The organism is Shouchella phoenicis (assembly GCF_047238345.1).
Lineage (GTDB): Bacteria > Bacillota > Bacilli > Bacillales > Bacillaceae_D > Shouchella.
Genome location: NZ_JBDFMQ010000002.1, coordinates 119,915 through 132,626 on the forward strand (window position 1 = coordinate 119,915; position 12,712 = coordinate 132,626).

The window sequence follows — 12,712 nt, forward strand, 5'->3', positions numbered from 1 at the left end:
TATAGCATTATCACTTCTTCAACGAACGCGATTGAAAAAAAAACTAATTAAAAAAGCCGAGGATTCCTTAGCGTAGGAAAAATCGACTTTCTTTATGTCGAAATTTGCTTAGCGTATGTTTTCCGCGTTTTGTTGGTAGGACCCCTATAAACAAAAATGGGTTCTTTATTTAGAAGATCAAGAGCATGCGCGCGTCACGACCCAATTACTTTCAACACTTTTACTGACTAGCGAAAGCAAAATCGGCTTGAGTCAGACGGATGATCTATCGCATTTCCACCTTTTATTTCAAGACGCGTCGAACACATGGCATGTCGCCAAGGAAGGGCAGATTCAATCCTATTCGAAACTAGGTTTCGAGCGACTTTTACCGAGTATCAATTCGTCGCACAGAGACGCATTTATCAAAGACCATTTACAAACATTACCCGATTATCCGTATCTCATGAACACTTTAATCGCTTTTATCGCACACAGTCGAAACCGTAAAGAAACGGCTCGTGCATTGTACATTCACCCTAATACGTTATACCAACGGCTTAAAAAAGTGGAAGACGAGACAAGTAAATGCATCGACCAGGAAGAAGATTGGCTAAACCTCATGATCGCGGTTTCGTTTTATAAACTTGATATTCCTAACTAACACACACTCACCTAAGTCGTGAACGCAATGTGGGCGTCCACATAAAAGACACCTGAATATTGTCTTTGTCCCTATTCACCTCATATCGTTCGAATATTACGATAAGTATACTTTAAACAGAAAGGTGTAGAGCGGATGACAAAGACGTATCAAAATTATATAGGCGGACAATGGACACCCTCAGAAAGCAGTCAAACGTTTACAAGCATTAACCCTGGCAATACGGATGACATCCTTGGCCATTTCCCTGAATCAACCGTCGCGGATACACGAAAAGCTATTCAAATCGCCGAAGAGGCTTACCCAGCATGGCGGGACGTAACGGCGATTCAACGTGCTGATGTTCTCTATAACCTGATTCGATTGATGGAAGACGAGAAATCGGTTCTCGCACAGCTAATTTCAAGAGAAGTCGGAAAGACACTATCTGCAGGTGAAAAAGAAGTCGATGCAACGATTCAGGCGTTAAAACATTTTAGTGGCGCAGCAAATCGCTTAGCAGGCGAAACGCTCCCGTCGATTAACCCATCGTATTTGGCCTATACCGTAAAAGAACCTTTAGGTGCGGTAGGCGTCATCACACCTTTTAACTTCCCTTTAGGCATCGGCGTGTATAAGATTGCCCCCGCTATGCTTGCAGGCAATACTGTCGTTTATAAGCCACCAAATGATACCGCTTGTATTGCGGCGAATTTGGTTGACCTATTTGAACGTGCAGGCATGCCGCCAGGTGTGCTCAACCTTGTCTTTGGTGATGGCAGCGTTGTGGGCAAAGAGATGGGAGAGAACCCTACCTTAAAAGCAATATCGTTTACAGGGTCGACTGAAGTAGGTCTAAAGCTAGGACAAGCCGTTTCCAACCGCGGTGGCAAGATGCAAGCTGAACTGGGTGGAAAAAACGCAACCATCTTGTTAGAAGATGCCGACCTTGAAGCTGCGATACAAGGGATTATGGTTAGCGGCATGTACAACAACGGACAAAGTTGTACAGGAACCAGTCGAGTGATTGTGTTAAAAGAACAAGCTGACCTCGTGCTCGAAAAACTCATTGAAGCAGCTCAAGCCATTCGAGTAGGGTATGGCCAAGAAGAAGATATTGATAACGGGGCCATCGCGAATGAAAAACAACTTCAAACGTATCTTCATTACATTCAAAGCGCGAAAGATGCAGGCGCTCGGATTGAATGCGGGGGCAAACAGTTAAGTGAAAATGGACTCGCGAAAGGGTACTTTGTTGCACCGACAATTGTCAGTCACGTCACAAGGGACATGGCCATTGCACAAGAAGAGATCTTCGCTCCGGTTGTAGCGGTTATGATCGTTGACTCTTATGAAGAGGCGATTGAGCTAGCCAATGATTCAACGCTAGGCTTATCCTCATCCATTTACACTAACGATTTAGCCAAAGCGCAAGATTTTATCAAACGAATTCAAGTCGGCGTCGTTCACGTGAATATTCCTTCAAATTATTACGAAAATCAACTGCCATTTGGCGGGAAGAAAAACTCAAGCATTGGTTTACGTGAACAAGGAAGTACGGCACTTGATTTTTGGTTAGATACAAAAGCAGTCTACCTAAAACCGTAACAAGGAGGCCTCTCATGAAGACAATTGGATTGATCGGGTGCGGGGTAATGGGTGCCGGGATAGCACGGAATCTTCTAAGTAATAGCTATCGCGTTTTCATTCGTGACCCAGAATGTCGCAATCAAAAAGCGTTAGAAGCACTAGGTGCACAGTTTGTGCCTGATTTTGGCGAATGCACGGAGAACATGGAAGCTATCTTTCTATCGCTCCCAACACCGAGCATCCTGGGCAACGTTTTAAGTGGCGAAAATGGCTTATTTGCGTCATTAAACCCAGGTACACTGGTGTTTGATGTGGGCACGACGGATACGGAAACGACTAAGCGTTTACAAAAAGAAGCACAGACTTACGGGGTTCATTTCCTTGATTGTCCCGTTAGCGGCGGTCCAGCTGGTGCCGATGCCGGGACACTTACCATCATGGTCGGCGGTGAAAAAGAAGCATACCTTGCTGCTTTGCCTTACCTCGAAGTGGTGGGCAGCACCATTCGGTACATCGGTTCCTCCGGTGCGGGGCAAACCGTCAAGCTTTGTAACAACATGATTGTTGCGGGCGTCATTAGCTTGCTAAGTGAAACGATGGTTATAGCGGAAGAACAAGGCGTCGATGCGGATACGTTGTTTTCTATTTTGGAAGCAAGCTCTGGGCATACACGGGCCATGGAAGTGTTTGGTGCGAACTTAAAAGCACAATCCTTTGATAATATCTTGTTTTCCTTAGCACATATGGCCAAGGACCTGGAACTGTTCATGAAATTATCTAATCAATCACACACACCTCAACCGGTGTCATCAATTGTGACACAACTTTATCGGATGGCCCTTCAGCAAAAAAAAGCGAAGATGGATTCTACAGCGGTCTACGCAATGATTGAAAACCATGTAGAGAGGTAGGGGCGATAATATGATGCATTTAATTAAAGATTGGCGGTTACATGTTTTTGTGTTAGCCATCGTCATTATCACAGAAGCCATTGGCACCGTACAAATCCCGATTGGACCAGGGGTCATCATGCTACTCCCGATGTTATTTGCAATTATTTTTGGGTTACTCGTGTATTTTAGCCCGCTTGTGACCGAGAAACAGTCGAAACATGCTGAACCGATTATCACGCTTAGCGTCACGCTTCTAATCGCAAAGATCGGTGTCACCATCGGTCCTGGACTAGCAGACTTAATTGCTGCTGGTCCCGCTTTGCTATTACAAGAAATCGGTAACTTCGGAACCATCTTTATTGCGCTACCGATTGCGGTGCTGCTACTTAACATGAAGCGCGAAGCCATTGGGATGACCCATTCCGTTGGACGTGAACCGAATTTAGGCTTGATCTATGACAAATACGGGTTTGAGTCGCCAGAAGGCAAAGGCGTTACCACGGTTTACATCTTTGGGACGGTTTTTGGTGCCATGTTTTATGGCTTAATGGCCGGGTTCCTTGCTTCTTTTACACCCATTCATCCCCTTAGTTTAGCTATGGCCGCAGGTGTGGGGAGTGGCAGTATGATGGCGGCCGCGGTCGGGTCCCTTGTGGCCTTATATCCGGAGTTGGAACCTCAAATTGTTGCCTTTGCAGGAGCCAGTAACCTGTTAACGTATTCTACTGGTCTTTTCGTTAGCATCTTTATTGCGCTACCAATGACGGAAAAGCTCTATGTGCTCTTTCGAAAGTGGAAAGGAGGGGAGGAAAAGAAGAATGAAAAATCTGCATGAGTACTTTCTCTTAATCTTCGTCGTGGGAATCGTTGCGTACATAGGGAATTGGGTCGGGGATAGACAGCTATCGTGGACCTCTTTAGCCGGTATGGTCATTTTGATTCTCATCGCAGGACTTGGCCAAATGTTAAGCAAGCTTATTCCCATCAATATTCCAAGTGTTGTCTATGTCATTGCGATTGGCATTGTGGCCTCTCTTCCTCAAACGCCTTGGGGTCCGAGTGTGATTGCATTTACGAATGAAATTAATTTACTAGCCATTGCGACTCCTATTTTAGCATATGCGGGAATTGCGATCGGAAGGTCATGGACCGATTTTGTCTCAATGGGCTGGCGGGCGATGGTGGTATCAACATGTGTCTTATTTGGAACGTTACTTGGTTCGGCTTTGATTGCTCAGATCGTCTTAACCCTTCAAGGAATTATCTAGTGGGTTTTCTCGAAATTTAAGCTTGTTTACACAGATACCGTGTAAACGAGCTTTTTTTGTTCCACTTAGCCCATTTCTAATGCACTGATTTTAATTTGTTGTTTAAGCCATTTTCTCAAAAAAAGCTAATGTGTAAGCATTTTTATTGGTAAGGTTAAAAATGTGTCATTGGGTGCTCTTGGGATGGCTTTTTTAAAAATAATTACGGTCAGTGAAATTATTGATTTGTTGTTTCAATTGTCTCTAAGTTATAGAGAACATTTTTAATAGAAGGGGATGTTTTTACATGATTTTTTTGTTTGTTCAGTGATATTAAAACTCATTAAAGATTGTTTCTCCATGTTGCCTGCTGTTAATATAATATCTTCACATGTAATTGAAGAAAAAGTAGACCCTACAGATGGTCAACATAAGGAATTTCAGTTAATTGAAATCAAGAGCACAAAAGAACAAGTTGAGAAGCTTAATTTTGATATGTTAGAGCCAGTTGCAGCTATTGAGGGGTTTGAGCCAAAATGGAAATTTCTAAAAACAAAAGGCTTTCAACCGCTTGGGGTTAATTAGGAGGTAAACAATGAAAAAAATGGATGGCAATATCCCTCTTGAATTGAAATTAATGAAATGAACGCTCAATAACTATATACCTTAACCAAATTCTTCATTCACAGCTGCATCCACACACAGGGAGTTTAATCAATCGTTTAATTAGAATCTTCACAAGTTCATCCATTAGATTCAAATGTATTAAACACCGATCCACGGTTAAACATTGTACAACAATAGATCCATACGAATACATATCACGAAGAAAAGTAGGTGCAATCCCTACTCGCACTTCAGTGGTACTTTAAAATTACTTAATAAAAAAACACGAGCAAATCAATAACTCGTGTTTTTCACGTTTCCTCTATGCGTCTTGATGAAAGGACAAGCCTAAAAAGCGTCGACTTGCTAGTGCACAAGCGCCATACACGGATGCTTTTATGCCAAGAGAAGAGATGACTAGCGATTTATAATCAATCATAGTTGACGTCAATTTGTCTGAAATACGGTCCACTGCATCAGGGATATTAGACAGTAGATCGCTATTAATCACAACAATTTCTGGATTGTAAAAATTAATAACATTGTTTAGACCTGCAGCTATATCAGTTAGAAAATCCTCAACTTCCTGCGAAATGCCTGATGAATGTAACCGTTGGACAAAGGTTTCTATTGGCATCTTTTGACCATTACCGAGCTTTTCTAAAAAATGCCGTTCTGATGCATAAAGCTCAAAACAACCTTTATTGCCACATTTACATGGCTCACCATTTGGATAAAGGATCATATGACCAATTTCACCAGCATACCCGTGGTGCCCTTTAATTAGATTCCCTTCCATCATCATTCCTAGACCAATTCCTGATTGCATGGTAATCGTAAGTAGATGATTTGTGTAAGGATGACTATGCAAATGTTCCGCAATTGCACACAAATTAGCATTGTTTTCAATCGTAATGTCAACAGCTACGAGCTGCGTTAAGTCTTGTTTTAATGGCTTATGAGACCACTCGAATTGGGGCACAAACGTCACGACTTCATCAGTACGTACACTTCCGTGTATAGCAATGACAACACTGGTCAACCCATACGGTTGATCCGTGCACTTTAAATCGTAGGCATTGATCAGAGTAGCAAGTTCTTTGACAACATCCACGTAATTAGTTGTTGATAAAGGTTTAATGGAAGTCTCTAGCGGTTCCCCAAGCGCATCTGCGAGAGTCGTAATCATGGAATCCTGGTCCACATCAATACCTAGTACGTAGCCAGCTTTACGATTGATGGACACCATGATAGGCTTCCGCCCGACTTTAAAATGATCTTGACTTGATTCCACTACCAATTTTTTTTCAAGCAGTTCCGCAACTTGTGACGAAACGGTCGCTTTGTTTAATTTTGTTAGCTTACTAATTTCAGCTCTAGAGATTTTTTCGTTTGTCAAGATTGTATGCAGAATTCTATCTCGGTTCACTTTTTTTAAGTATGTTGCATCACCTGTAACCAAAATAAACCTCCTATTCTCTTACGGTCATAGAAATATCATATAGTAAAAATTTTGTTTTGTAAGTAGATTCCTTCTGATTTGATTATTGACAAACAAATCAAACTCTTTTATAGTAAGGCTAATTAGTTTGTTTAGTAAACCAACTAATTAGATGTCCATGTAAGCTCTCATGTAGATTTTGATCTAATAAGTGGCGTAAGAAGAGGATGTGACTAAGGAGATCGTGCACAATCTTCGAAGTCCTAATACCTTAAACATTTATGAAAGCGCATACTTTAAGGGGTGAGTTTATGACAAAAGCGATAGGGGATCAGCCATCCTATTACCATGAATCCAAGCTTTGGCGGATTGGCTTGTTTGCTCTAAATAATTCAGCAACAAATATTTATTTATTTATCTTAGGCTTTGTTGCGTATTATGCGGCTGGCATTGCTGGACTGACGGTTGTTGTCACGAGTACAGTTATTACTGGATCACGAATTTTTGACGGATTCACTGATCCAATTGCCGGTTTTATACTAGATAAATTGGAAACGAGATTTGGAAAGTTTCGACCGTTTATGGTTATTGGAAATGTTACGCTCGCAACAAGTATTCTATTGATGTATAGTTTGACGCATATCGTCCCGTCTTCCTATACACTGATTGTGTTTATTGGCTGTTACATTCTTTACATCTTAGGGTACACGTTACAAACATCCGTTACGAAAGCGGGCCAAACCGTTTTGACTAATAACCCAAAACAACGACCATTGTTTGCTATGTTCGATGGGATTGTCACCGCATTATTGTTTGGTCTTGGTCAATTGTATGTAGCAAGTTATTTAATGCAAAAGCATGGGGATTTTACCATTGGCTTATTTACCGAGTTAAACACGATTGCAGTTATTGTATCAGCCATCTTCACCATTCTTGCTGTAATTGGCATCACACCAAAAGATAAGAAGGAGTATTACGGCTTAGCGGATAATACCGTAGAGACACGATTTAAAGATTATTGGCCGATTTTAAAATCAAATAAAGGCTTTCTAATGCTAATTATTTCAGTCGCAACCGATAAGTTAGCATTTTCAATTCTTCGTTACCAAGTGGTTGTTGTTATGCTCTTTGGCATTGTCATGGGTGACTTTGCAATCAGCGGTGTTGTAAGCGCTATCGTGACAATTCCAAATGTCGTCATTACGATTATTACAGTCGCTTTTGCTACAAAATGGGGATTAAAGAAGGCACTGGTTATGAGTACATGGGCAGGGCTAAGTGCAGCCATCTCGCTTGTTGGCCTCTTTCTACTTATTGAGGACCCGACAATGCTATCTTTTGAGAATATTGGCATACCCATGATTTTATTTATCGTCTTTTATACCATTTTACTGGGGTTTGGAGGAAACTCATCTGCTTTAGTAAACCCTATGATTGCTGACGTATCAGATTATGAAACCTTTAGAACCGGGCGATACATACCTGGCATGATGGGAACCATCTTTTCCTTTATCGACAAGCTCATTACGTCTTTACCCGCTCTTATTGTTGGGATAACGGTTTCCCTTATAGGATTTAGTGATGAATTTCCAACGGTCAACGACACGTTAACGGACGCGCTTTTTTATACAACGGTTGTACTAGCTTTTGTCATCCCTATGCTTGGATTTATCGTCACACTAATTGCCATGAAATTTTACCCATTGGATAAAAAGAAGATGGAGGAGGTTCAGGCTGGTATTTTAGCAATGAAGCAAACCAATCATTCACCTGATAAAGAGAAGAACGTGTTTTAAGTAAATATAGGAGGGGACCATCTTGACATTTATAACCGAAAATTTTCTACTTTCCAACAAAACGGCACAGACGCTATTCTTTAATTATTCAGAAGAACTTCCGATTATTGATTACCATAACCATTTAAATCCTGAAGATATTTTAACGGATAAAAAAGCTTCCCTTGCAGACCTTTGGCTTTCCGGCGATCACTATAAATGGCGAGCGATGAGAGCAAACGGCATCAATGAATCACGAATCACAGGCGATGCCGCTGACTATGACAAATTTCTTGCTTGGGCTCAAACGGTTCCGAACCTAATTGGCAACCCTCTCTATCACTGGACACACATGGAATTACGACGCTATTTCGATATTAACGACTTATTAAACGAAAAGAGCGCCGCAGCGATTTGGGAACAAGCCAATCAAAAAATTAAGAAGGGTGAATTGTCCGTTCGCACCATTTTAACGAAAGAGAACGTGGAATTTGTCGGTACAACAGATGATCCCACCGACTCATTAACAGCACATGAAAAACTGGCTCAGGAAAATCTGACGTTCAATGTCGCACCGTCCTTTCGCCCAGATAAAGGGGTCCACATTGAATTGGAAAGCTTTATTCCATGGCTAAAGACATTGAGTCAAGTATGTGAAAGAACCATTGAATCGTATGATGATTTTTTAGAAAATTTACACACACGTGTAAACTATTTCCACCAACGTGGTTGCCGTAGTTCCGATCATAGTTTATCCGTAATCACTTATGAGGAAGCGACAAAGGCAGAACTTCAAGCCATCTTTAACAAACGTTTAGATGGCAAAAGTTTAACACCTAAAGAAATTGCCCAATTTAAAACATCTACACTTAAGTTTCTTGGGGCGATGTATGCGGACAAAGGATGGGCCATGCAACTTCATCTTGGTCCATTACGAAACAATAACACCCGGATGTTTGAACTTATTGGCCCTGATACTGGATTTGATTCAATGGGGGATAAAGAAATTGCCCGACCACTATCTAAATTTCTAGATAGTTTGGAAAAAACGAACGAGCTACCAAAAACCATTTTGTATTCAGTCAACCCAAAAGACTACTATGTGTTGGCCACAATGGCTGGTAATTTTTCTTCTCATGAAACACGAGGGAAAGTTCAGTTTGGCACAGCATGGTGGTTTAACGATCAAATCGATGGGATGGAATATCAAATGAAAGTGCTTGCTAACGTTGGTCTCATTAGTACATTTATCGGCATGTTAACAGACTCTCGTAGTTTCCTCTCCTTCCCGCGTCATGATTATTTCCGTCGTATTTTATGCAATGTTATTGGCACGTGGGTGGAAGAAGGAAAAGCCCCAAAAGACTTTGATTTACTTGGGACGTATGTGAAAAACATTAGCTATTACAATGCAAAAAACTATTTTAATCTATAGAGCGAGTAGGAGAGAATACGTATGCAAATGAGTTTTCGTTGGTATGGAGATCGTGACCCTGTCACGTTAGAACAAATCCGCCAAATTCCTGGCATGGAAGGGATCGTAACAGCTATATACGATATTCCAGTTGGGGACGTTTGGCCATTTGAAAAGATCATGGCACTAAAAGAAAAAGTAGAAGCTCACGGGTTTATTATTTCCGTAATTGAAAGCGTCCCTGTCCATGAAGATATAAAACTTGGATTAGATACCCGTGATCATTATATTGCTAATTACAAACAGACGATCCGAAACTTAGCTAAAGCGTCCATCCAGACAATCTGTTATAACTTTATGCCTGTTTTTGACTGGACACGCACACGCCTTGATGCACCCCTACCAGATGGGTCACATTCTTTGTCGTATGAAGAAGACACGATTAAAGAGATGGATCCGTTGAGCGGTGAGCTTACATTACCTGGGTGGGACCTATCGTTTCAAACAGTCGAGCTGAAAAGGATCATGGATCGATATCAACAAATGAGCGAAGATACGCTCATGCAGCATTTAGTCTACTTTTTAGAACAAGTCGTCCCCGTCGCAGAGGAAGAAAATGTCTTCTTAGCCATTCACCCGGATGATCCACCGTGGTCAATCTTTGGATTGCCACGAATTATAACGGGCCCACATGCAGTAAAGCAAGTGTTGGCTGCGGTTGATAGTCTTCATAATGGCATTACTTTTTGCAGTGGCTCATATGGCGCAAACCCGGAAAACGATTTGCAAGACATTTTACACATAGCGAAAGAACGCATTCATTTTGTCCATGCACGAAATGTAAGGTGGACAGGAGAAAAATCTTTTCAAGAAACGTCTCACCTTGCACGAGACGGATCCCTTGATATGACTGGAATTATGAAAACCTTAATCCACCACGGATATAAAGGGCCTATTCGACCAGATCACGGTCGAATGATTTGGGGAGAAGAAGGTCGACCAGGGTATGGTCTTTTTGATAGAGCATTAGGTGCAGCGTATTTAAACGGGATTATAGATGCCGTTCATAAAGGAGGAAGCCAATGAAACTACCATTTATAGTAGATTTAACAGGTAAAGTGGCCGTTGTCACAGGTGGGAGCGGTGTCCTCGGTGGCGTCATGTCTCACACTCTTGCAAAAGCTGGTGCGACGGTGGTGGTACTGGCGAGAAATGAAGGGAAAATCTCTGACATTGTTACAGCAATCAAGGAAGAAGGAGGAAAAGCTGTCGGCTATAGCGTGGACGTTTTAGATAAACAAGCGCTCGAAAAGGTATACGATACAATACGAAACACCATTGGCACATGTGATATTTTACTGAACTGTGCAGGTGGAAATCATCCCAATGCCACAACGTCTCATGAAAAACTCAGTGTTCACCCTGAGCCCGACGAGAAATCCTTTTTCTCTTTAGAAGGAGACTCGGTTAAGCATTTGTTTAATTTAAACTTCATGGGTGTGTTCCTACCTACTCAAGTGTTCGCACAAGATATGGTGGGAAAATCCGATGCAACAATCATTAACATTTCATCCATGAATGCCGATCGGCCACTAACCAAAATACCTGCTTATAGTGGAGCGAAGGCAGCGGTAAGTAACTTTACAGAATGGTTAGCTGTATATTTTGCTGATGTTGGAATTCGGGTAAATGCGATTTCTCCGGGATTTTTTCTCACATCACAAAATGAATCACTGATGCTTACAGAAAAAGGAGACTATACCGAACGAGCAAATAACATCTTACGAAACACACCAGTTGGACGCTTTGGAAAACCTGAAGAATTGGTTGGCACACTTCTCTGGCTTGTAAGCCACGAGGCATCAGGATTTATAAATGGGGTTGTCATACCAGTAGACGGAGGCTTTTCCGCTTATTCCGGTGTTTAATCACCTACCAAACAATGAAGGAGAATGGATTATGACAAACGTAAGACTTGGCATTATCGGATTTGGCGCCCAGGGAGGCGCATACGCACGTTTTATTGCGGAGGGCAAAGTGAAAAATATGACACTGGGTGCGATTTGTGACATCGATCCAGAAAAGCAAAAAGCAGCACATGATGCCTATCCCGATGTAGCTTTTTTCGATCATTATCAGACGATGTTAGATAGCAACATGGTTGATGCCATTGTCACATGTGTACCACATTACTTGCATCCTGAAATGGGAATTGAAGCCCTAAATCACAACATTCATTGCTTAATTGAAAAACCAGCAGGCGTGTATTCCAGACAAGTAAGAGAATTAAATGATGTGGCAGCAACGAAAAAAGACGTAACGTTTGCGATTATGTTCAATCAACGAACAAATCCGCTCTATCAAAAAGTGAAGCAGGTGATTGAAAACGAAGAGATTGGCGCCATTCGCCGAACAAATTGGATGATAACAACGTGGTGGCGCCCACAGGGGTACTATGATCAAAGCGCTTGGCGCGCAACGTGGGGAGGCGAAGGTGGAGGTGTTCTCGTCAATCAAGCTCCACATCAGCTCGATTTACTACAATGGATTGCAGGTATGCCCAAATCAGTGTATTCCAACGTGAAATACGGCTACCAACGAGACATTGCGGTAGAAGATGAAGTAACAGCTGTGCTCGATTATGGTAATGGCGCAACCGGGGTGTTCATAACCGCTACACATGATGTACTCGGGACCGACCGTTTTGAAATTCATGGGGATAAGGGCAAAATCATTGTTGATGACAGCAAAACACTCCGTATCAAAAGATTAAAACAGCCCGAATCCGAGATGAGTGCTTCAATGGATATGAGTGATGTGATGAAAATTTTTTCAGGCGGGCAGCAAGGTAAGATTTATGATGAAGAAGTCATTGAATTTGAGAGCGTGTGGGGAGCCCAACACATCGCTGTACTTGAGAATTTTGCAGGTAACATTGTTGACGGGGAACCACTTCTTGCGCCAGGAAGTGACGGTATCTTTGGTGTTGAACTCGCCAATGCCATTCATTTATCCAGTTGGCTTGGTAAAGAAGTGACATTGCCCCTTGATGCTGATGAATTCTATGAAGAACTGCAAAAACAAGTAAAAAACGAACAGAAGGTAAGTCGTTAAAATGGCCGAT

General features: G+C 41.9%; 12 protein-coding genes. 11 read left to right on the forward strand and 1 reads right to left on the reverse strand.

Annotation, left to right across the window (positions count from 1 at the left end; genetic code table 11):
- Positions 1 to 247: 247 nt before the first annotated feature.
- From ABC361_RS21245 to ABC361_RS21270, 6 genes are all read left to right on the forward strand, one after another.
- The gene (locus tag ABC361_RS21245) at positions 248 to 643 is read left to right on the forward strand and encodes a PucR family transcriptional regulator (protein WP_413075937.1); all 396 of its coding nucleotides are present in this window, start codon (positions 248 to 250) and stop codon (positions 641 to 643) included.
- Between the two features lie 135 nt (positions 644 to 778).
- On the forward strand, positions 779 to 2,230 hold the full coding sequence (locus ABC361_RS21250; RefSeq protein ID WP_413075938.1) for an aldehyde dehydrogenase family protein: 1,452 nt from the start codon (positions 779 to 781) through the stop codon (positions 2,228 to 2,230).
- A gap of 14 nt (positions 2,231 to 2,244) precedes the next feature.
- Positions 2,245 to 3,123: an NAD(P)-dependent oxidoreductase gene (locus ABC361_RS21255; RefSeq protein WP_413075939.1), complete on the forward strand. Its 879-nt coding sequence runs from the start codon at positions 2,245 to 2,247 to the stop codon at positions 3,121 to 3,123.
- Positions 3,124 to 3,133: 10 nt separating this feature from the next.
- Complete coding sequence (locus ABC361_RS21260; RefSeq protein ID WP_413075940.1) at positions 3,134 to 3,940, forward strand: DUF3100 domain-containing protein; 807 nt, start codon at positions 3,134 to 3,136, stop codon at positions 3,938 to 3,940.
- A complete protein-coding gene (locus ABC361_RS21265) occupies positions 3,924 to 4,373 on the forward strand; it encodes a hypothetical protein (RefSeq protein ID WP_413075941.1) in 450 nt (149 codons plus the stop codon). Before ABC361_RS21260 ends, ABC361_RS21265 begins: the two co-directional genes overlap by 17 nt.
- Before the next feature lie 276 nt (positions 4,374 to 4,649).
- On the forward strand, positions 4,650 to 4,937 hold the full coding sequence (locus ABC361_RS21270) for a hypothetical protein (protein WP_413075942.1): 288 nt from the start codon (positions 4,650 to 4,652) through the stop codon (positions 4,935 to 4,937).
- Positions 4,938 to 5,280: 343 nt separating this feature from the next.
- Here ABC361_RS21270 and ABC361_RS21275 read toward each other — a convergent pair whose 3' ends face one another.
- On the reverse strand, positions 5,281 to 6,420 hold the full coding sequence (locus ABC361_RS21275; protein WP_413075943.1) for an ROK family transcriptional regulator: 1,140 nt from the start codon (positions 6,418 to 6,420) through the stop codon (positions 5,281 to 5,283).
- A gap of 290 nt (positions 6,421 to 6,710) precedes the next feature.
- Between ABC361_RS21275 and ABC361_RS21280 the strand changes: the two genes are divergently transcribed.
- The 5 genes from ABC361_RS21280 to ABC361_RS21300 are packed head-to-tail and all read left to right on the forward strand — an operon-like array spanning position 6,711 to position 12,702.
- Positions 6,711 to 8,195, forward strand: coding sequence for an MFS transporter (locus ABC361_RS21280; RefSeq protein ID WP_413075944.1), 1,485 nt, complete (start codon positions 6,711 to 6,713; stop codon positions 8,193 to 8,195).
- 19 nt (positions 8,196 to 8,214) lie between these two features.
- Entirely contained in the window at positions 8,215 to 9,609 is a 1,395-nt protein-coding gene (uxaC, locus tag ABC361_RS21285) for a glucuronate isomerase (RefSeq protein ID WP_413075992.1), read from the forward strand.
- A gap of 21 nt (positions 9,610 to 9,630) precedes the next feature.
- Positions 9,631 to 10,674 carry a mannonate dehydratase gene (uxuA, locus tag ABC361_RS21290; RefSeq protein WP_413075945.1) on the forward strand — a complete coding sequence of 348 codons (1,044 nt, stop codon included), beginning with the start codon at positions 9,631 to 9,633 and terminating at the stop codon, positions 10,672 to 10,674.
- Positions 10,671 to 11,516, forward strand: coding sequence for an SDR family oxidoreductase (locus ABC361_RS21295; protein ID WP_413075946.1), 846 nt, complete (start codon positions 10,671 to 10,673; stop codon positions 11,514 to 11,516). The genes uxuA and ABC361_RS21295 overlap by 4 nt, the downstream gene beginning before the upstream one ends.
- Before the next feature lie 31 nt (positions 11,517 to 11,547).
- The gene (locus tag ABC361_RS21300) at positions 11,548 to 12,702 is read left to right on the forward strand and encodes a Gfo/Idh/MocA family protein (protein WP_413075947.1); all 1,155 of its coding nucleotides are present in this window, start codon (positions 11,548 to 11,550) and stop codon (positions 12,700 to 12,702) included.
- Positions 12,703 to 12,712: the final 10 nt, after the last annotated feature.